Source organism: Rossellomorea sp. GAMAL-10_SWC (genome assembly GCF_049568075.1).
In the GTDB taxonomy this organism is placed as follows: Bacteria; Bacillota; Bacilli; order Bacillales; family Bacillaceae_G; genus Gottfriedia.
Genome location: NZ_CP144911.1, coordinates 1,317,532 through 1,338,350 on the forward strand (window position 1 = coordinate 1,317,532; position 20,819 = coordinate 1,338,350).

General features: G+C 31.4%; 24 protein-coding genes. 16 read left to right on the plus strand and 8 right to left on the minus strand.

All coding sequences use genetic code 11. The annotated features are described in order from the left end of the window. Positions 1 to 9: 9 nt before the first annotated feature. Positions 10 to 1,860 carry a dihydroorotate dehydrogenase gene (locus V5E38_RS06300; protein ID WP_499212579.1) on the minus strand — a complete coding sequence of 617 codons (1,851 nt, stop codon included), beginning with the start codon at positions 1,858 to 1,860 and terminating at the stop codon, positions 10 to 12. A 199-nt stretch (positions 1,861 to 2,059) separates the two neighbouring features. Between V5E38_RS06300 and miaA the strand changes: the two genes are divergently transcribed. The 3 genes from miaA (at position 2,060) to V5E38_RS06315 (ending at position 4,001) form a co-directional block, all read left to right on the plus strand. Next, positions 2,060 to 3,022: a tRNA (adenosine(37)-N6)-dimethylallyltransferase MiaA gene (miaA, locus tag V5E38_RS06305; RefSeq protein ID WP_499213524.1), complete on the plus strand. Its 963-nt coding sequence runs from the start codon at positions 2,060 to 2,062 to the stop codon at positions 3,020 to 3,022. A gap of 23 nt (positions 3,023 to 3,045) precedes the next feature. After that, complete coding sequence (gene hfq / locus V5E38_RS06310; protein WP_056470298.1) at positions 3,046 to 3,267, plus strand: RNA chaperone Hfq; 222 nt, start codon at positions 3,046 to 3,048, stop codon at positions 3,265 to 3,267. A 107-nt stretch (positions 3,268 to 3,374) separates the two neighbouring features. Beyond that, positions 3,375 to 4,001: an FMN-binding negative transcriptional regulator gene (locus V5E38_RS06315; protein ID WP_499212580.1), complete on the plus strand. Its 627-nt coding sequence runs from the start codon at positions 3,375 to 3,377 to the stop codon at positions 3,999 to 4,001. A 48-nt stretch (positions 4,002 to 4,049) separates the two neighbouring features. Here V5E38_RS06315 and V5E38_RS06320 read toward each other — a convergent pair whose 3' ends face one another. Further along, complete coding sequence (locus tag V5E38_RS06320; protein WP_499212581.1) at positions 4,050 to 5,039, minus strand: tyrosine-type recombinase/integrase; 990 nt, start codon at positions 5,037 to 5,039, stop codon at positions 4,050 to 4,052. A 260-nt stretch (positions 5,040 to 5,299) separates the two neighbouring features. Between V5E38_RS06320 and spoVK the strand changes: the two genes are divergently transcribed. Continuing rightward, positions 5,300 to 6,247 (plus strand): stage V sporulation protein K, encoded by a 948-nt coding sequence (gene spoVK / locus V5E38_RS06325; RefSeq protein ID WP_499212582.1) that lies wholly within the window; start codon positions 5,300 to 5,302, stop codon positions 6,245 to 6,247. An 8-nt stretch (positions 6,248 to 6,255) separates the two neighbouring features. Here spoVK and V5E38_RS06330 read toward each other — a convergent pair whose 3' ends face one another. Together V5E38_RS06330 and V5E38_RS06335 are read right to left on the minus strand one after the other, a co-directional pair. Further along, on the minus strand, positions 6,256 to 7,212 hold the full coding sequence (locus tag V5E38_RS06330) for a magnesium transporter CorA family protein (RefSeq protein ID WP_499212583.1): 957 nt from the start codon (positions 7,210 to 7,212) through the stop codon (positions 6,256 to 6,258). Between the two features lie 236 nt (positions 7,213 to 7,448). Next, positions 7,449 to 8,096, minus strand: a complete 648-nt coding sequence (locus V5E38_RS06335) for a trimeric intracellular cation channel family protein (RefSeq protein ID WP_286133654.1) — start codon at positions 8,094 to 8,096, stop codon at positions 7,449 to 7,451. 135 nt (positions 8,097 to 8,231) lie between these two features. On the opposite strand from V5E38_RS06335, the gene hflX reads away from it, so the two are divergent. The 6 genes from hflX (at position 8,232) to V5E38_RS06365 (ending at position 14,210) form a co-directional block, all read left to right on the plus strand. Beyond that, positions 8,232 to 9,488 carry an HflX GTPase family protein gene (gene hflX, locus V5E38_RS06340; RefSeq protein ID WP_499213525.1) on the plus strand — a complete coding sequence of 419 codons (1,257 nt, stop codon included), beginning with the start codon at positions 8,232 to 8,234 and terminating at the stop codon, positions 9,486 to 9,488. A gap of 3 nt (positions 9,489 to 9,491) precedes the next feature. Continuing rightward, entirely contained in the window at positions 9,492 to 10,763 is a 1,272-nt protein-coding gene (locus tag V5E38_RS06345; protein WP_499212584.1) for a methionine gamma-lyase family protein, read from the plus strand. Positions 10,764 to 11,005: 242 nt separating this feature from the next. Next, complete coding sequence (locus V5E38_RS06350) at positions 11,006 to 11,344, plus strand: alkylphosphonate utilization protein (RefSeq protein WP_499212585.1); 339 nt, start codon at positions 11,006 to 11,008, stop codon at positions 11,342 to 11,344. Between the two features lie 211 nt (positions 11,345 to 11,555). After that, a complete protein-coding gene (locus V5E38_RS06355; RefSeq protein WP_499212586.1) occupies positions 11,556 to 12,851 on the plus strand; it encodes an MFS transporter in 1,296 nt (431 codons plus the stop codon). 134 nt (positions 12,852 to 12,985) lie between these two features. Continuing rightward, positions 12,986 to 13,456, plus strand: a complete 471-nt coding sequence (locus tag V5E38_RS06360) for a DUF4825 domain-containing protein (protein ID WP_499212587.1) — start codon at positions 12,986 to 12,988, stop codon at positions 13,454 to 13,456. A gap of 94 nt (positions 13,457 to 13,550) precedes the next feature. After that, positions 13,551 to 14,210 carry a serine/threonine-protein kinase gene (locus tag V5E38_RS06365; RefSeq protein WP_097978732.1) on the plus strand — a complete coding sequence of 220 codons (660 nt, stop codon included), beginning with the start codon at positions 13,551 to 13,553 and terminating at the stop codon, positions 14,208 to 14,210. A gap of 247 nt (positions 14,211 to 14,457) precedes the next feature. Here V5E38_RS06365 and V5E38_RS06370 read toward each other — a convergent pair whose 3' ends face one another. Genes V5E38_RS06370 through V5E38_RS06380 form a run of 3 tightly spaced genes read right to left on the minus strand, consistent with a single transcriptional unit; the run spans position 14,458 to position 15,804 of the window. Next, complete coding sequence (locus V5E38_RS06370) at positions 14,458 to 14,991, minus strand: permease (protein ID WP_499212588.1); 534 nt, start codon at positions 14,989 to 14,991, stop codon at positions 14,458 to 14,460. After that, complete coding sequence (locus tag V5E38_RS06375; RefSeq protein WP_499212589.1) at positions 14,988 to 15,470, minus strand: hypothetical protein; 483 nt, start codon at positions 15,468 to 15,470, stop codon at positions 14,988 to 14,990. Before V5E38_RS06375 ends, V5E38_RS06370 begins: the two co-directional genes overlap by 4 nt. After that, entirely contained in the window at positions 15,463 to 15,804 is a 342-nt protein-coding gene (locus V5E38_RS06380; protein ID WP_499212590.1) for a PadR family transcriptional regulator, read from the minus strand. Before V5E38_RS06380 ends, V5E38_RS06375 begins: the two co-directional genes overlap by 8 nt. Before the next feature lie 342 nt (positions 15,805 to 16,146). On the opposite strand from V5E38_RS06380, the gene V5E38_RS06385 reads away from it, so the two are divergent. The 3 genes from V5E38_RS06385 (at position 16,147) to V5E38_RS06395 (ending at position 17,714) form a co-directional block, all read left to right on the plus strand. Then, positions 16,147 to 16,629, plus strand: a complete 483-nt coding sequence (locus V5E38_RS06385) for a DUF2975 domain-containing protein (protein ID WP_499212591.1) — start codon at positions 16,147 to 16,149, stop codon at positions 16,627 to 16,629. Positions 16,630 to 16,639: 10 nt separating this feature from the next. Then, positions 16,640 to 16,858: a helix-turn-helix domain-containing protein gene (locus V5E38_RS06390; RefSeq protein WP_499212592.1), complete on the plus strand. Its 219-nt coding sequence runs from the start codon at positions 16,640 to 16,642 to the stop codon at positions 16,856 to 16,858. Between the two features lie 76 nt (positions 16,859 to 16,934). Next, complete coding sequence (locus V5E38_RS06395) at positions 16,935 to 17,714, plus strand: DUF817 domain-containing protein (RefSeq protein ID WP_499213526.1); 780 nt, start codon at positions 16,935 to 16,937, stop codon at positions 17,712 to 17,714. Positions 17,715 to 17,829: 115 nt separating this feature from the next. On the opposite strand, the gene V5E38_RS06400 is transcribed toward V5E38_RS06395, so the two are convergent. After that, complete coding sequence (locus V5E38_RS06400) at positions 17,830 to 18,012, minus strand: hypothetical protein (RefSeq protein WP_069034392.1); 183 nt, start codon at positions 18,010 to 18,012, stop codon at positions 17,830 to 17,832. A gap of 427 nt (positions 18,013 to 18,439) precedes the next feature. On the opposite strand from V5E38_RS06400, the gene V5E38_RS06405 reads away from it, so the two are divergent. The 3 genes from V5E38_RS06405 (at position 18,440) to V5E38_RS06415 (ending at position 20,751) form a co-directional block, all read left to right on the plus strand. Beyond that, a complete protein-coding gene (locus V5E38_RS06405) occupies positions 18,440 to 19,147 on the plus strand; it encodes a hypothetical protein (protein ID WP_499212593.1) in 708 nt (235 codons plus the stop codon). Positions 19,148 to 19,572: 425 nt separating this feature from the next. Next, positions 19,573 to 20,001, plus strand: coding sequence for a hypothetical protein (locus V5E38_RS06410; protein ID WP_499212594.1), 429 nt, complete (start codon positions 19,573 to 19,575; stop codon positions 19,999 to 20,001). Between the two features lie 156 nt (positions 20,002 to 20,157). Then, positions 20,158 to 20,751 (plus strand): hypothetical protein, encoded by a 594-nt coding sequence (locus V5E38_RS06415; protein ID WP_499212595.1) that lies wholly within the window; start codon positions 20,158 to 20,160, stop codon positions 20,749 to 20,751. Positions 20,752 to 20,819: the final 68 nt, after the last annotated feature.

Consider the following 20,819-nt stretch of genomic DNA (forward strand, 5'->3'; position numbering starts at 1 on the left):
TTTTTGAATTTATAGTTGTTTGTTTATTTCAGGAAAATAGTTTTCGTTCGAATGATTCTTTGTAGAATTCAAAAAATTATATGTTGTAATGACGCCAATCAATAAAAACAAACTGGCAATGATTGGTGGTAATAGATGATAAAAATCTGTATAACCAATCAAAAAATGGACTGCAAATGCAGTTATAAACGCAGGTAAACTTCCTAACAATAATGTCCACCAGATCCATTTTTGATTTTGTCTAAAACCCCATAATGAAATCATGAGTACTAGTAAGCCAACACTTACTAATCCACCTCCAAAACCGGCGCGATCATGTGAGATAACAGGTATTAAGTATTGATTAAATGCATTCAACCCAGAAGGAGTTATACATAAATAATTTAAATCTGTTTTAACAAAGGTAGTAGTGACACCCACAAAGGAAATAATACATCCTCCGATTAGAATCGAAAATCCTAGTATAATAAAAAATAATTGACCTATTAAACTAAGTTTCCAAAAGCGGTTATTTGTTAAATTTTCAGATTCTGGACTTCTATTTATCCCTCTGGTTTTAAAGAAACCAATTAAGAATGGTATTAATAGAACAACCCAAAATAAAGCGTGTAACCAGTCAAAGTAACCATATCCTATAAATAAGAATATTGCTAAAAAACCTACGAACGCACTTGTGTCAGTTGCTTTTTTTGCCCAATGATAATGATGTTTAACTCCATTTATGGCTAATGACATGAACAAGATTCCACCCGACATAATCGTCCCAGAAAGTGTCATCCGATCATGTGACATAAAGGGGAGAATTCGATCATTAAACTGTAAAATTAATTGACGATCAATCGTTAAAAAGTGCTCGTCATATGGAAGGATAATGGAAGTTAAACTAATAAATAGAGCAAGTAATCCGCCAATAAACATGATAAGACCAAATAAAAAGTACCATATCCATCCATCACTTAAACTAGGTTTCGCTTTTTTTCTTCTATACTTTATCGCTTCATTGATCCGTTTCGGTAAACCAGGACCACTGAGTACATATCCATGAGTCAAAAATACTAATGATGCTCCGGCATCGATTAATTCAATTGCATCAATTGGTTCAACCACTCCGCCTTTTGTAAATATCGGTTTCTCAAACTGATTTGATTTTAACTTTTTAATAGTATTTATTAAGTTATTTTTTTGCTCTAAATCAGTATTATTTGGAATTTCTTCAATTAATATTGAATCGAATGGATAACTTTCTTGTTTAAGAAAAACATCTATTTCATTTGAATAAATTGATAGACAAATAGGTTTAGTAGAAGCCCAATTATTTTCTGCTAAATCCTTGGCCAAATCAAGCTCTAAGATGAATAAATCAACAAAATCAGAAAGCTTTGATTCGATCAGTTTAAATTCATCAAAACTCCCAACTATTCTAGCAAAAATAGGAACCTTCTTATGTATTTTTGAAAGTTTATGAGCTGTTTGTTCTACGGTTAATACTTTATTTTCCTCTGTTCCGATTAATTGGTTATGTTTCAAATCAATGAGCGGACTTTTGCTTTTATAGGTATCGTTTATAGAAATAGGTCCAATTTCAATCACACCAAATCCTAGATTCATAAAAGCATTTGTGCCAGATAGATAGGGGTCAATCTTAGAGGCCAATCCAATTTGATTTTTAAGTTTCAAATGATGAATCTGGTTTTCAAGTGAACTGTCAGTGTTTAAATGACCGAGAAATTCAATTAGATTCGGACCAAATGGCATAGTTGAGATCTTATTCATGCTACTATGAATGAATTCTCTTGAAACTTTAGAAGGAAGTTTTGAGAGCAATGGTTTAAAAATTGTATGATAAGACCAATCAGGCATAGCATAACCTCATTTTTTTTCAGATTACTTCTAGTTTACTTTGACAAATATAAAATGAAAACACTTTCTTTCTATATTGTGAATTAATTCACAACGCATTGGAATTTTTGTATAAATATGGTATAAATAAAAAGAGTTATCTACTTTCAAAATTAGTAAGACAAGTAAGGAAAAGGTTGTATAGAAAGGCGTATATGTGATTACAATGGTAAATATGCAAAAAGTGATAGTCATCGTTGGTCCTACAGCGGTAGGGAAAACAAAACTAAGTATTGAACTTGCAAAAGCTGTTGATGGAGAAATCATTAATGGTGATGCAACACAGGTTTATAAAGAATTAAATATTGGAGCAGCTAAAATTACAGAAGAAGAAAAGGAAGGAATTCCCCATCATTTAATTGATTTCCTTGATCCAAAAGATTCTTTTACAGTTGCTGATTTTCAAACTTTAGCTAGAGAGAAAATTAAAGAAATAGCTAATCGAGGTAAAATTCCAATTATTGTTGGTGGTACTGGATTATATATCCAAAGTGTATTAACTAAATATGAATTTGCGGAGCAAGAAGGTGATGAGCTTTTAAGAAACCAATTAGAGGGTTTTGCGATGGCTTTTGGTAATAAAGCATTACATGATCAATTAAAAGAAATTGATCCAGAAAGTGCAAAGCAAATACATATGAATAATGTCAGAAGAGTAATCCGTGCAATTGAAGTTTTCAAACTAACGGGACAAAAATTTTCAGAGACCGCATTTAAAAAAGAGCCAGAGTATTTATATGATGCAGAAATAATCGGATTATCGATGGAACGAGAGCTACTATACAATCGAATTAATTTACGAGTTGATCTAATGTTGGAAGAAGGACTAGTAGCTGAAGCAAAAATGCTCTACGACAAAGGTATTCGAAATTGTCAATCTGTGCAAGCGATTGGCTATAAAGAGCTTTACGATTATTTTGATGGAATCTTAACAAAAGAGGAAGCAATCGATCTAATTAAACAAAGCTCAAGAAGGTATGCAAAAAGGCAAATGACGTGGTTTAGAAATAAAATGAACATCCATTGGTTTGATATGGATGGACATAATTTTGATATAAAAAAACTGGAAATTTTAGCTATACTTGAAGGAAAGGGCTATTTCATCTCGAATAAATATATGTAGAGGTAGAAGAGGAGGAAAAGGACATGAAAACATCAATCAACATTCAAGACCAGTTCTTAAACCAATTACGTAAAGACAATCTAGCGGTTACAGTATTTTTACTAAATGGATTTCAAATCAAAGGTAAAGTAAAAAGCTTTGATAACTTTACGGTATTGTTAGATGTTGAAGGTAAACAACAATTAATATATAAACATGCAATTTCAACGTTTGTACCATCAAAAAATGTACAAATTGAAATGTAAAATAAATTGAAAAAAGAGCATTGATCTTATGGTCAATGTTCTTTTTTAATTATGCTAGAAAGATTAAAGAAGATAATATTATTATGTAAACTAAAGGGAGGAATCAAATGTATGTCCCAAAAGAATTTAAAGAAACAGATTTCAATCAATTAATAGCCGAAATGAAGAAAAATAGCTTCGGAATATTATTATCGAATAATGACGAGGCAAAAATAGAAGCAACTCATTTACCATTTATCATACGAGAAGACAAAGAGGATTTAATGATCATTACACATTTAGCTAAGTCAAATCCTCAATGGAAAACGATGAATGGAAATGAATGTTTAATCATCTTCCCAGGGCCACATGCATACGTTTCTGCTTCATGGTATGAAGAAAAAAATACAGTTTCGACTTGGAACTATAAAGCAATCCATGCTTATGGAAAAGTAACAACAATTGAAAATAAGGATGAAATGAGACAAATCGTTTTAAAAACGACTGATTATTTTGAAAAAGGGCAATCAAAACCTTGGAAATACGAGGATCACACAGATTATGTTGAAAAATTACTTTCAGGCATTGTTTGTTTAAAAATTGAAGTAACAGAGTTAATTGGTAAAAAGAAATTAAGTCAAAATCATTCGATAAAGAGACGAGTAAAAGTGATTACAGCTTTGCAAAATGAAGAAAAATATTCTTCGAAAGAAATCGCAGAACTGATGAAAGCAAAACTAAATACAAGTTCTTAAAAAGAAGTTATCTACAATAAAATAAGGAGGGAGTTATGATGAACGAAATCATAACTCCTTTTTATTTGGGCGTTCATTTTCTTGAAAAAATAGAAAGTATCGTTTTAAAGAAACGGAGGTCTTTAATCCAACTAAATGCTGAATATCTTCCACTAATAATCCCTCTTTTATTTTCCGTAGAATAAAAGTGTTTCTTAAATGTTGTGAGCAAAGTCCTTTTCTAAGCCCAGCTCTTTTAACTTCCAATCTAAGCATTTTTTGAAATGCAATTTCAGTTAGAGCTTTCGGTGAATCTGTATCGTATACCCAATGGAACGTCATGCGGTTAAAATCAAATGCAACAAAGAGCGGATGAGTTGAATGATAGTGGGGTCTTACGGGCTCGGGTATCGTGACAAAATAATTATATAATAGTACTCGGTCTTCTTTTGTAAGAATAATTGTTCTTTTAGTACCTTCCTTGCTATGGACAACAAGTTCATTTAAAGCGAAGTTAATGTCTCTCATTTGTAAATCAATTAATTCCTTTAAAGTCAGTCCATAATACAGCATAAAACGAATCATAATTTCGTTGCGATCCATTAAAAATGATCTAGCTTTTAATTGCTTTTCAGACAAATCTGTCGTGGATTGAACGATTGACAGCAATTTTTTTGCTTCTTCTTCTGAGATAAAATCGTCCGTTGAAAGAGCGCGTGAAGGACCTGCTAAATAGTTTGTGAATGGAATGATATTCTCGATTGAAGAATTATTAGAATGTAAAAATTTATAAAATTGATTTAGTACAACATAAATTCGATGCATCGTTTTCTCATTATATCCACGTTGAGAAGTTAAATAATAGAAATAATCATTAAATTCTTGAACTTGTAATGTACTAAAGCTGTCATTAACTTTTTTAAAATAACGGAAACATTCTTCTAAATCATAGCAATAACGCTTAATAGTAGATTCTTTTCTTCCTTTACTATTTAAGTGAGAGGCAAATTGCAAGATGACATCAGGTAAAGTAGAAGTCGTTAAGTTTGGGATCGTCAAATTTATCAACTCTTCTCTTTTTCTCTCATTATATCAAATAAGTTAATAGAATTTAGTAAAATTTAGCAATCTTATCCATTTAACAGTTTGTCTGGAGAATAAAAGTTTTGAAATGAATTGTTCGTACATATAATAGTAAAAAACTTATTTAGTTAAATACTTTCAAAAGCGCATAAAACGAACTGTAATCTTATTTCTCGTGGAGTGCTTACCTATAGATACTAAAAAAAATGTTCGACAGAATAAGAGAGGTGTCATGTTTGGAGCAGCCAATTCGTTTAAAAGATAACGGCCAAATAAATGTTGTACTTAATACAGTGAAAAGGGGAGAAGTTTCTCCAAATCCAAGTATCGAATCAGTGAAACAGCCTAAACATGAGTTATTAATTGAAATAGAGGATCAATTAAGACATTTAATTGGCATGGAAGAAATAAAAAAAATGATTCATGAAATTTATGCTTGGATATTTATTAATAAAAAAAGAGAAGAATTAAACTTAAAAGCTGAAAAACAAGTATTGCATATGTTGTTTAAAGGGAATCCAGGAACTGGAAAAACAACTGTTGCTAGGATTATTGGTCAATTATTTTTGAAAATGGGTGTATTGTCCAAAGGCCACTTAATTGAAGCAGAAAGAGCTGATTTAGTCGGAGAATACATTGGTCACACTGCTCAAAAAACTAGAGATTTAGTAAAAAAAGCAAATGGTGGGATTCTTTTTATAGATGAGGCTTACTCACTTGGCCGTGGTGGGGAAAAGGATTTCGGAAAAGAAGCGATTGATACACTTGTTAAACATATGGAAGATAAACATGGCGACTTTGTACTAATATTAGCCGGCTATTCTTCCGAAATGGATTATTTCTTAAGTTTGAATCCTGGACTAAAATCAAGATTTCCATTCATTTTAGAATTCCAGGATTATTCAGTAAAGGAGCTTCTAGATATATCAAAAAAAATGTTTGTTGACCGAGAATATATTCTATCTCGGGAAGCGGAATACCGATTAAGAGACTTTATCCAAAAGGCAAAACTTGAAAATCGTGCTCATTTTAGCAATGGGCGATTTGTCCGTAATATTGTTGAAAAATCGATTAGGACACAAGCATCAAGATTAGTATCTGAGACCGAATTTAATCGAGAAATATTAATGAGGATAGAAGAAAAAGACCTATTTACTACAGAGAAAATCGATTCAATTAATTGAACGATTATCTATTTTATCTGGTGCTTTCTACCCCACCAACCTTTAACGTTAAAATAAATTGAAATAATGACCCCAATTAAAATGTTAAGGACAATACAATATAAATAACCATATTTCCAGTTTAATTCAGGCATATTTACAAAATTCATGCCATAAAATCCTGCGATAAAGGACATCGGTAAAAAAATGGCACTTATGAGTGTTAAAGTTTTCATAATATCATTTGTCCGGTCAGATTTTAAGGACATTTGCAGTTCTATAATACCTCCCATACTTTCTTTAAAATTATCAAGGGCATTAATAATACGCTCATAGTTCTCTTTCAATTCGTTAAAATAAAAACCTGCATCCTGACTTAAGAAAGGAAAATCTGCTTCTACAATTTGGGTAATGACATTTACTTGCGGTTCTACAAGCTGTCTTAAATCTTGAAGCTGAACTTTCCAATTGAAAATTTTCTGATCTAAATCCTTTCGAAATGGGTCATTAAACAAGTCTCGTTCAATTTCTTCAATCTCATTTGCAAACCGATCAATCGAGATAAGGAACTTCTCAATAACTTCGTGGAAAATTTGATATAAAACATGACCAGCATGGTCTACTTTTATATAATTTTGACTGAATTCCTGAGTTACATATTTGAATAAATCTATTTCATGATCTTCTATATATGAAATAATTAAATTACTGCAAACTAGAATATTTATTTTTGTTGGTTTAAATAATTTAGTTAAGGCATAAAGGGAAAGGATTGCCTCGTTTTTAAAGATATTTATTCTTGGCTTATGCTCACTATGTAGAAGTTTCTTTTTTGCTAAAGGATGAATATCCAAGCTTTCAATAATTGTAGTTAACTCATCAAAGGAATTATTATTGAAGTGATACCAAAGAATTTCATCTTTAATTGGAAGCAAAAATTCATCAATTGTTTCGACAGAATGATTTGTAATATTATATCTCTTCAAATGAAATTCCTCCTTTAAATAAAATTTCTAAAATAGTGTTGGCAAGTATAGGTAAATTATGTGAAGAAAACAAACGCTTTTTTGGGTTTGTTTTTTCGTGGTAATGAAACAGGAGACTACTAATGTTTGTTGCAAAGAAGCGAAAGAGCTGAGGGAGAATAATTACTAATTTGTCATACAATATAAAAAAAACAAACCATCATTTTAAAAGGTTTGTTTTTATTGGACTTATTTATTTAATTTAATTTTTGAGTGTTTGATTCGTCTAAACTAACTGTAGAGCCTTTAAATGATCTTTTTGGTAGACTCCAATTATAATGTACAGATAATAGTCTAAGTAGAACAATAACAATGAATAGGAATAAAAGTTCAAATTTTGTATCAACAAATTTATTTCCAATTAAAACGCCTACAAGTATTGCCCAAAAAGCATAAACTTCTGAATGTAATACCATTGGTTTTCTTTTTGCAAGTAGATCTCGTACGATTCCGCCACCGATTCCAGTTAAGACAGATGCTACAATAACAGCGCTAACTGGTAATTTTAATTCCATGGCATAATTTGCACCGAGAATTGCAAAAGCGGATAAACCGATTGAATCGAATAAAATATCTAATTTTTTAAATGGTTTATTTGATAATTGCGGAAAGAAAAAGATAATTGTCATCGCAACTAAAGCAATTGTAAAATTTGTTGTTTGATTCCATAAATAGTTAATTGGATAACCTATTAATAGATTACGTAATGCACCGCCACCAAAGGCTGTAGCAAAGCCCAGAATATAGACACCAAATAAATCGTAGTCTTCTTCCATCGCAACTACTGCACCACTTAATGCAAAGGAAATAGTACCAATAATGCTAAATAAATCCCATGTTTCCAAAAAGCAATTCCCCCGCCCTGAATAAAAAGATGAAAAATAGTCCAGATATCATTATAATAAAGAGACAGTTAAGAGTAAAGAATATTTATTGCTTAGAATTGGTTAAAGAAAAGGTGGAATTTTGTGTCGAATGAAATGAGAGAAAAAGCCATTTTAGTTGGATGTCAGCTTCAAAATGTAGATGATGATCGTTTTAATTATTCATTGGATGAATTAGCATCACTTACGAAAACGGCAAATGGAGAAGTGGTTTTAATAACTTCACAAAAAAGAACTAAATATCATCCAGCATTATACATAGGGACAGGTAAAGTAGAAGAGTTAGAGGCCGCAATTGCAGAGTTAGAACCTGATGTTGTTATTTTTAATAATGAACTGACTCCATCTCAAATTCGTAATTTATCTGCAAGATTAGAAAAAAGAGTAATTGACCGTACACAATTAATATTAGACATATTTGCACAGCGAGCGAAAACAAAAGAAGGTAAATTACAGGTTGAATTGGCTCAATTACAATATTTGATGCCAAGATTAGTTGGTCAAGGCACAGAGTTATCAAGACTTGGTGGAGGTATTGGTACAAGAGGGCCTGGAGAAACAAAACTAGAATCTGATCGTCGTCATATTCGAAAACGTATTGATGATATTAAACAGCAATTAAACATAGTCGTTGAACATCGTAAACGTTATCGTGAGCGACGTAAGAAAAATGAAATGTTTCATATTTCGTTAGTAGGTTATACAAATGCAGGAAAATCAACGTTATTTAACCGACTAACTAAATCTGATGTGTATGAACAAGATTTACTGTTTGCGACATTAGATCCTACAACAAGAAAATTTGTTTTATCAAATGGTATGACAACTTTACTAACAGATACGGTTGGTTTTATTCAGGATTTACCAACTTCACTAATTGCTGCATTCCGTTCAACACTCGAAGAAGCAACGGAAGCAGATTTCATTCTTCATGTTGTCGATGCATCTCATGAAAATTATAAAAGTCATGAAGTAACAGTTTCTAAATTATTGAATGATTTAGATGTTGAAAATATTCCAATTTTAACTGTCTATAATAAAATAGATCAAGTTCATGAGGACTTTGTACCGTCACCATCTGAAGGTTTTATTGAAATGAGTGCTTTAAATGAAGATGATTTAAGTAAATTACGTCAAAGAATTGAATTTGAATGTAAGCAGTATATGGAATATTTTGAGGCATTTGTACCAGCATACGAGGGCAAATTGATTCATGAAATCAAAAAATTAACGATGATACAATCAATCAACTTTAATGAAGAAGCAGAAATCTATCAAATTACTGGTTACGTTTTCAAGGAACATTCAATTTATGATACAGTTAGAAGATATAGAATACATAAGGAGCAATAATCAATGCTAGAATTTTTATCAAACGGGGAAAAAATTGCACCATTAGTGGCAGATGTTGAAAAATTAATTTCAGAAGCCCATAAAGAGATTGACGAAGTGATTGAGTATAACCAATTCAAAGTTTTACAAAGCTTTCGAAAGCATAAAGTGAGTGATAGTCATTTTATCCCAACAACTGGTTATGGTTATGATGATATCGGAAGAGATACATTAGAGGAAATTTTTGCAGATGTTTTAGGTGGAGAAGCTGGTTTAGTAAGACCGCAAATCATTTCTGGAACCCATGCAATTTCAACTGCTTTATTTGGCGTACTAAGACCAGGAGATGAGCTTTTATATATTACCGGGAAGCCATACGATACATTAGAAGAAATCGTAGGGATACGTGGAGAAAGTGGAAATGGCTCATTAAAAGACTTTGGGATTGGATATGAATCAATCGAATTAGTAAATGACGAACGAATCAATTATGAAAAAGTAGCAAATAAAATGACAAGTAATACGAAAGTAATCGGTATTCAGCGTTCAAAAGGATACGGAACAAGACCTTCATATACAATTGAACAAATTAAAGAGATGATTGATTTTGTAAAAGAGATTGATCCAAATGTCATTGTTTTTGTAGATAATTGCTATGGTGAGTTTGTTGAAAAACTTGAGCCATGCCATGTAGGAGCAGATTTAATGGCAGGTTCATTAATTAAAAATCCTGGTGGTGGACTTGCCAAAACAGGTGGTTATATTGTAGGACGTAAAGATTTAGTTGAAAAATGTGGCTATCGTTTAACATCTCCAGGTATTGGACGTGAAGCTGGTGCTTCTCTTTATGCGTTACAAGATATGTATCATGGATTTTTTATGGCGCCACATATTACTGGTCAAGCATTAAAAGGTGCATTATTCACTGCAGCGTTCTTAGAAAAGCTTGGAATGAACACAAACCCTTCATGGGATGCAGTAAGAACTGATTTAATACAATCTGTTCAATTTGATGATAAAGAAAAAATGATCGCATTTTGTCAGGCAATTCAAGCGGCTTCACCAATCAATGCTCATTTTACGCCAACAGCAAACTATATGCCTGGATACGAAGATGATGTAATTATGGCAGCAGGGACATTTATCCAAGGTGCAAGTATTGAGTTAACAGCAGACGGTCCAATAAGAGCTCCATATGTTGTGTATGTACAAGGTGGTTTAACTTATGCTCATGTGAAAATCGCAATTTGCTCAGCAGTTAATTCTTTAATTGAAAAAAATCTATTAGAAATTTAAAACAAAATAGCTCATGACCTCTAGTCATGAGCTATTTTATATATGAAAATAATTGGGGACTTACTTTCATAATGAAGAAGGTTCAATCTATCTTTATATCTTACAGGTTAATTCTTAAATTAACCTTAATACTATCATTAAAATTCGATAATAATTATCTAATATTGTATTAAGGTTAGGAATATGCGACTATATAGAAGTGTGTAAACAGCATAGATATAGTAATGAGCGGAGGAAAAACAATGGAAAATCTACCTAATTGTCCTAAATGTAATTCAGCATATACATATGAAGATGGAAATCTTTTAATTTGTCCTGAATGTGGTTATGAATGGACAATGGAAACAGAACATACAAATAACGAAACAAAAGTAGTAAAAGATGCTAACGGAAATATTTTAAATGATGGGGATTCAGTTACAGTAATAAAAGATTTAAAAGTAAAGGGCACATCACTTGTCGTTAAAATTGGTACAAAAGTGAAAAGTATTCGATTAGTTGAAGGTGATCACGATATCGATTGTAAAATTGAAGGTTTTGGTGCCATGAAGTTGAAATCTGAGTTTGTTAAAAAAGCGTAATTTTGTTAGTTTTAAATTCTATAAAAGAACAAATGCATCAAGTCAAAAGGCTCGATGCATTTGTTTTATATAATACGAAAGAAAATAAAAATAATAGTTTGATATAAATTAATATTTGTTAAAATAAAAGAGATATAAATTAAACGCTTACATTCAAAGATATGATTGCAATTATTTTTTTAAAATCGCACAACTAAAAGAAGGTGTATAAATGAATAATCGAGCGCATAATTATGCAATGGATTATGTGAATTCAGAGGAAAAACAAAAAATGCTATATAAACGGACACTATTGATGGTTAGCATTTCGCAAATTTTTGGTGGAGCTGGATTAGCAGCAGGGGTTACTGTCGGTGCACTTTTAGCTCAACAAATGCTTGGGACAGATGCTTTTACTGGTCTTCCGGCATCCCTTTTTACACTAGGTTCAGCAGGAGCGGCATTAATTGTTGGTAGACTTTCTCAAAGATTCGGTCGACGAATCGGGCTTGCTGCAGGATTTTTTACAGGTGGACTTGGTGCAATTGGAGTAGTAATTGCGGCAATGACAAACAGTATTATCCTTTTATTTGCATCACTCTTGATTTACGGTGCAGGAACAGCAACCAATTTGCAAGCTAGATATGCGGGAACTGATTTAGCAAATAATAAACAACGTGCAAAATCGATTAGTATCGCAATGGTTTCCACAACATTTGGTGCTGTTGCAGGTCCTAATTTAGTAGGCCCTATGGGGAAATTTGCAGTCTCCATTGGCGTGCCAGCACTTGCAGGTCCATTCATTTTATCCGCAACTGCTTTTATTTTAGCCGGCCTTTTTCTTTTCATAATGCTTAATCCAGACCCGTTGATTTTAGCAAAAATAATCGAGTCAAATAAAACACATAAAGTGGATGTGGCTCATTCCACACAAATTGCAAGTATAAAAGCAAAGAGGGGTATTGCTGTAGGAGCAACGACAATGGTACTAACGCAAATAGTAATGGTTGCTATTATGACAATGACACCTGTTCACATGAAACATCACGGGCATGGACTAGACGAAGTAGGTGTAGTGATTGCGTTCCATATTGGCTCAATGTATCTTCCTTCACTCATTACAGGTATTTTTGTAGATAAAATAGGGAGAACAGCTATGTCGATTGCATCTGGAGCCACTTTATTACTAGCAGGAGTAATAGCCGCATCAGCACCAAGTGATTCGATGATTCTCCTAGTAGTTGCTCTTTCTTTACTAGGATTAGGTTGGAATTTTGGACTAATCAGTGGGACTGCTCAAATCGTTGATTCAACAGATTCTACTACACGCGCCAAGACGCAAGGAACTGTGGATGTATTTGTCGCACTAGCAGGGGCGTCAGGTGGCGCATTGTCTGGAATGATTGTTGCGAATTCAAGTTATGCAACATTATCATTAGCTGGAGGAATCTTATCCCTAATCCTTATCCCAGTCGTGATTTGGTCGCGCGGAGGAAATAAAGAACATGAACAAGGTCTTCATATGTAAAATGAAATTTAATTTATAAAATTTATAGGAGCTGATTAATCAGCTCCTATTTCACAATCTGCACGCATGTTAAGAAGTTTAATTGTTTTCTCAAATTGAATTCGTACACAATTAATTAGAGCAAAGGGGGAAATATGAAAAAAATTTTAGGTTATTTCATACTAATAATATTATTGATCAGTTTAACCAGCTGTTCCTTAAGCAAAAACACAAATAAGGATATTTTTCATTATAAAAATTCTTATGTCGGTAATAACAGTGCCGTAGGAAATATTATAAAACGATTACCGAATCATAATGAATTCACCAAAATGTCACTCCGAACAAAAAAGAAGCCTTATGGTATAACGATTGATTATAAGAATTTACCGGCTAATACTAAAAATATTGTAATACATAATGCTACTTACTTATTTGCTTTGATCAAAAATGTAGAATGGATTGTTTTTGAGTTTGCTGATCAAAAATATACTGTGACAAGACAACAACTGGATGAATGGTATGGAAAAGATTTAAGTTCTTATACGAATGAAAAGGAACTAGAGGAACTAATCCACACTAATTTAAAAGATAAAAACAAGGTAGATCAGTTATTAAAGAAATAAAATTTAGCCATTATGAAAGTGATTGATAAATTATAATAGTCTAATAGATTTAGAAAATAGAAAAAGTAGTAAACGGATATAAAGGGGTAAATGAATGTCTATTTTAACAAATCAATCTGAATTTAAAGTTCTAATTGAAAAAGAATTAATTCCGAATGTAAACCTCAAGAGTGAACGTCCAAATGACCCAATAGTAGTTAAGAATATTCCAGAAGGTTGGAAATGCATTGGATCAGGTAATTATGCTGCTGTTTTTATACATCATTCTGAACCAAAAGTGGTTGTTAAAGTTTATGGAAAAGATCTAGAAGGTTTAGAAAAAGAAGTTCAAGTCTATAAAAAATTAGGAGAGCATCCAGCTTATTCGAAATTGATCCAATACGGTGAAACATATCTAGTATTAAAAAGATTAGAAGGAATTACGTTATACAACGCACTTGCAAATGGTAATCGAATACCTGAGAGTGTAATTAAAGATGTAAATATTGCACTTAAGTATGCGATAAGTCGTGGGTTAAATCCATACGACGTTCACGGAAAAAACGTGATGATGAAAGATGGTAGGGGATACGTTGTAGATATTTCTGACTTTTACAAAAAAGGAAAGGATGAAAAGTGGGAAGATTTAGTCAAAGCCTACTACAAACTCTATAAAAAAACTTTGTATAAAGTACCTATAAAAATCCCGTTAAAATTCCTAGATTTTACTAGGCACTCATATAGATTTTACAAAAAATTGAAGAGAAAGTTTTAAGATAGACTACGTTGGGAAATGTTACGACAAGTTTAATAGGTAATATAATTGTACATTTCATATGACTGCAATGGATACGGAAAATAGAGATAGTTGTTAACATTTCAAGAAGACTAGCATACGGGCTAGTCTTCTTGTGTTTACAGTACTTCATATTTTTTTTATGATGAGGATAAATTCGCTCCTCATTTTGTACTCTTTTTTCACAAAGATTTATTTAAATAGAGCTGTTTTCATTTATTCATAGTTAAATAGAAATATCTTGGTGATCTTCATAATTTAACAATTGCTTATGATTATAAAACTTCTCAAAAATGATGCCCATTAAATAGTAAAAGACTAAGCCAAAACATAAATGAATTAGTGTAAATTTAATACCAAATGAAGCAATTTCATAGATAACGACAGGTAATTTAGCCGTTGTCCAAACTCCTAAAAAGAAAACAACATAGCGAATACTTGCTCCTTTTTTCAATAAGAGTACCGCAATCGGAAAAGCTAGGTATAAAGGACCAGCTGCAATACCTCCTAGTAATAGTGCAAACAAAACACCGTAAATACCAGATTTATCTCCCATATATTTAATAAGAGTTTCTTTCTCAACCCATTTATCAAGTAAGCCAACAAAAATTAAAACAGGTGGGAGGAGAAATAACATATTTAAAATACTATTTCCAGTTAATTGAAATGCTTTCATTCCAAGTGAGTGGTTTATGAATGTTAGAACGAAAAACGTTACTAATAAAATAAAAAAGAAACGATATTTTTTTAATTGACTCATACCATCACCAACCAAATAATATATGCAAATAAAAGAGACATTAAAAGTCCACTTGCATTACGTGCATATGCAAAACTTCTTCCAAATAATTTTTGTTCCATGGGTAATGTAATAATTCCTACCGACATTAATGTTGACATTAAAACTGCTACTTGTGGTAATCCAGCACCATTTTGGACTAATGTTTCTCCAAGAGGAAAAACGATAAAACTTGGAATTAGTCCAACAGATCCAATTAATGTAGATAGTATAATTCCTTCCACCCCAGAGTGTTCCCCAATAATTGATGAAACCATTGTAGGCGTTAAGAAGGATAAGGATAGTCCCACAAATAACATAATCGTTAAAACTTCAGGCAAAATATTACAAAACATTTTCCAAGATTTTAATAGAGCTTCTTTCGTTTTTTTTCGATCTTTTATAAAAGAAATAATCGTCAGGATTATTGCTAAACTGTATAGGATCGAAGCATTAATCATGATTGTTCACCTTCCATACATTGTATCTGCGTAAGAAAAATGTTAAATTCTTAAGCTTTTCTTCAATGTTTATTTGAAATTCTTCCAATTTTTCTTTTCCAACTTCAGTAATTTTATACATCTTAATTGGTTTATCTTGCTCAGATGTACCTAAATAAGATTCAACAGCACCTTCAGTCTCTAATTGCTTTAGAGTGCGATATAATATGGAACTGTCGATCGGATTGATTGGTAGTTCTTCCTCACACTTCTGTAGAAGCTTCCCTCCATAAGTATCCCCCTCTGTTAAAAACAATAAAAGAAACGCTCCAGTATGTCGGCCTGTATGCTTCATAAATAGTAAACCTCCTAAATTTGTAAATATTATCACAAAGAATAGTTTCATCCTGTTAATAACAATATACTGTGAATAACAGTAATATGTTCCTAACAGTAAAATTAATCTGTTAATTTATTTCAAGTCTAACTTTTTAAAAAATTTTCGCTTACTGAGGAAAGATTGGATTTAAGTTTTTACAGGAACATTTCTTTAGGTCAGAAATGCTTTTTTTTTATTTGTATAATATAAGGATAATTTCATAACGATAATAATGTAATAAAAAACAACAACAATTTATTGTAAAACGATAAATTGTATGGTAAATTCAAATTGAAAATAATTTAGTGAGGTGCTTTTATGAAACGAGGGTCAACTCTCTTTTTAAAAATAGTAGTAATTCTTATTGGGCTACCAGTTCTTGCATTGTGTATATTTGTGATTCCGAAGATTGCAGAATTTGCTGCTGAGTTGTATCCGAATATTGCTTTAATGAAATATTTCATTTTTATCGATCTATATGCTGCAGCGATTCCTTTCTATTTTGCTCTTTATCAAGCTTTTAAACTTTTAAGCTACATTGATAAAAACAAAGCTTTCTCGGAATTATCGGTTAACGCATTAAAGAAAATAAAATTTAGTGCAATCGCAATCAGTGTTTTGTATGTACTAGGGTTGCCACTTTTTTATTTAATTGCTGATATGGATGACGCTCCAGGAATTATCGTTATTGGAATGGTCTTGATTTTTGCTTCAATGGTAATTGCAGTCTTTGCAGCCGTTCTCGAAAGGCTTTTGAAAGAAGCGATTGATATAAAATCAGAAAATGATTTAACGGTCTGAGGTGAAGAACATGGCAATTATTATCAATATTGACGTGATGTTGGCAAGAAGGAAAATGAGTGTAACCGAGCTTTCGGAAAAGGTTGGGATTACGATGGCGAATCTTTCTATATTGAAAAACGGTAAGGCAAAAGCGATTCGTTTTGCAACTTTAGAAGCAATTTGTAAGGCCTTAGAGTGTCAACCAGGAGATATTTTAGAGTACCAAAATGATGGAGACAACAAATAAATCGTTGAGATTGATATCAATTTATGAAGGAGAGCTACTTGTGAATTTAATACTTCAAAAGGCTGAGTCACATTTTATAAGAGCAGTTAAACAACTTGTTCGATTTGGTTGGGAGCAAGCTTTATCATGTGTTTTTCCTGTTGTGATTTTTGCCTCTTTAGCTTTTACTAAAATTTTGCCACTTCCATTTCTGCCAAGATATGATTGGTTACTATTCATCTGTATTTTGATGCAGTGGCTGATGGTGAGTACTAAGCTTGAAACATTGGATGAATTAAAGGTCATCACACTGTTTCACCTAATTGGACTTGCACTTGAACTTTTTAAGGTACATATGGGCTCTTGGGCTTATCCTGGGGAAGGATACTCCAAACTATATGGAGTGCCACTATATAGTGGCTTTATGTACGCAAGTGTTGCCAGTTATTTATGTCAAGCATGGAGAAGGTTGAATGTTGAACTAATTAATTGGCCACCATTTTTTGTAGTTGCTTCACTTGCAGCAGCCATTTATTTGAATTTCTTTACTCACCATTTTTGGATGGATGTTCGTTGGTGGTTATCAGGACTTGTCATAATTGTTTTTTGGAAATCTTGGGTCACTTATGAAGTTAATGGGAGCAGGTACCGTATGCCAATCGCACTATCTTTCGTGCTAATTGGATTTTTTATATGGATAGCCGAAAATATTGCAACGTTTTTTGGTGCTTGGCAATATCCTAATCAATCGGTTGCATGGAGTTTAGTACATCTAGGTAAAGTAAGTTCATGGCTCTTATTAGTAATTGTAAGCTTTCTAATTGTAGCAACGTTAAAGAGGGTTAAATGTAATAACACTAAAAAAGCAAATATGTAGAAGTATTTATGTTTGGCATCAAAAAAATAACCTGTATCTAAGATTAACAAGTAATCTGATACAGGTTTATTTAATAATTTGTATCGTTAGTATATTTCTAAACCTAATATACTTCCTACTTACCGATAAGATTCATAAACCCTTTGTATATTAGGAAAAGGGAGAAAATTAAAATAGCTAAAATACCAATTAAATCTGTTAATGGCTCTACACTTGATAAGAATGTGCCTGCTAAAGGCATTTTGATTAAAGCAAAACCTGCAATAATACTAGCTAACATTAAAAAAATTCTTTCCATTCATTCATCCCTCCATTCAATATATTTTATGTGCAAGTAAAATGTAAGTGCTTTCAAATACAACCTTTTATGAAAAATGTGCGTTTGTCACGGAAAATTAGGGGTTGTTTTCATATGATTGCACTTATGGAAATTAAGAGGAGTGTGGCGTTTAGGATATAATTTAATCTTTTAATAGATTTAGTTTTCTAGTTCCTTTTACATAGATGTGTAGTCGAGCTATTTCTTTCCTATCTTTTAACCACTTTTTAATCTAATCGCCGTTTCACTTATTATTCTCTTTCATCTATTAATAGAGATTAATAATAATAGGAGTGAAGAATAATTGAGTTCAAGGCATAAACATGATGATAGCTGAATCTATGAAGGGCATTTCATTAAAGAAATTGAATACTATTTAAAATAGACAATTTTTAAGGAGGTTTTAATGAAAAGAATTAGTCTGTTCAAGCTAACGTTTATCATATTGCCATTACTACTTGTCGCTTGTCGTTTCACCCCTTCAGAAAGCCAATCAATTATAGATTGGGTAGACTTTGTTAGATGGAATGGGGTTGAGTACTATGGCATACAATCAGGAATTTTAGCTAATGAAGATTTTATTGATGAAAAAGTAGGGGAAGTAAAATTCAGGGTAGCAGATCATGTTACAAATCCAAGTTATAAAATAAAAGATGGAGATGCAGCATTCTATGAGAAAGGAACGGACATTTATTCAATCAAGGGTAATCCTGAATTTATTGCCTTAAAAGACAAAACTGCAATAAATGGATATAGAATCTATTATGCAAAAGGAACAACAGATTATAAGTGGTATTTTAAAGATGTACCAATCGAAAAAGTAGATTTGATTGAAATCTACCAATCTTATTCAACTACCGCGAAAAAGATATATGAGATTAAAGACAAAGAAAAAATAGTTAACTTTCTAGATATCTTAAAGAATAGTAAGGAAGAATCAAATTTTCAACCAAATAATGCTAATAAAAACCCTACTCAATATGAAATTATATTTTATACAGACGAACCAATCGCCTATAAGTATAATATGGAATTTGACGGTATTAACTACTATTGGCATCCGTGGGATACATCCATTTTGTCAAATGAGATAGGAAAATTTATTCCAAAGTAATTTTTTAAATACATGTGAAAGTGATATTCAGGCAAATAATAGTATTGAAATTTTGAGTACCTCAAGCATCATTTTTTTACTTCATTAAAAAAATTGAAACTAGTACTCCAATTGCTGATTTCTATAATGTGGCCTATTTAGATCAGAATGAAAAAATATCGATTATTTTATTCAAAAATGAAACTCACTAATTTTTTATTGAGTTTTTACTTTACTACTTACTTTAATATTTGTTGAGATATTGGAGTAGACACGAAGCTATCATTAACTCTCCGAACGTTATTTACTAAATGAAACAACAACTAGTAAAGAATGTGAAATAAAATATGAATCTAAAACATTTATTTTATACTAAACTCTACATAAAAATGGTAAAATATGGTTATATAATTGTCGCAATCGGATTTTTTACGGAGGGGCTATAATTGAGAAAGCCATATATATTTTTGATATGCGTAGCAATCCTAGCTTTATGCTTAGGTGGATTTTATTTTGAAAAAATGAAGTATACCAAAACAAAAAATGAAATATTAATTGGTTATAACTACACAAAATTCGGGGAAAATGTAATCAAATTTGATCCAGTAAAAGTAGAAAAACAAGAAAAATTAAATCAATTAGAAGAAATATTTTTATTTAGTAAAAAAATAGAAAAACCAATTGTTGATTTAGCTAAGTATGATGTTCAGTTATCATTCAGAAGTCCAATAGATGAAACAGTTGAATATAGTTCATTACTTTGGTTCACAAAAAGTGGTGCAATCATAAAAATTAATGGATTTAACGGATATCGAAGTGTTGGTATTGAGAATGCCAAATCAATAAAAAATATAATAAATTACATAGAGTTGTAATGATTAAATAATGTTTAGTAAATAAGTTGTCATGGCAACTTATTTTTTTATGTTATAAGGAAGAATTAGTTGAATTTTAAATAGTAGCAGAAAGGATATAATATTGTAGTGGTTTAAAAAGCAAACTTATTAATTAAACTTTAAGTTGGTGATTGAATGTTTCGTTTTTTTAAATCTAAAAAGAAGGTAAGCTTCAGTGAACAATTATGTGAACTGCAAAAGATTGGTATAGAATTAAATTCAAATTTAAATGAAGAATTAATACTTGCTGAGTATAGTGAAGAGGAATTTGAGAATGAACCTTACCTACTATTATTAATTGCATTAGGTAGTGAATTGGAGCTAAACGAAAATTATAATAACTGCTCAAATGAAATATGGTATTTGGATACAGAATGTATTGAGGACACAGGAGATTATGTTCGAATTGCAGAAAGAATTAAAGACTTATCAAAAAATTACTTAGATCTTAAAAATATTAAAGATTATGTAGATATTGAAAATCAAGAGGCATCAATTTCTTTTACTTTAGATGAAGAAGAATATTGTTGGAAGTTAGAAGTAAATGATGACTGGATCGATGAGAAAATTATTGTAAAGTTTAATGATTTATTAGAAATAAAAAATTCGAATAAGAGAGTTTATATTCTAGATTTAAGAGGACAAGATTGTTTAGTTGGTATTTATTCCAAGGAACAAGTAAAGAAGTTAAATAACTTACTCAAAGGATATAAATTTGTATCATTTTAAAACAACAAAAACTTAATATTTAACTGTTGTGCTAAAGTATTATGGATAAAAGGAAAAAATGTTGAGGG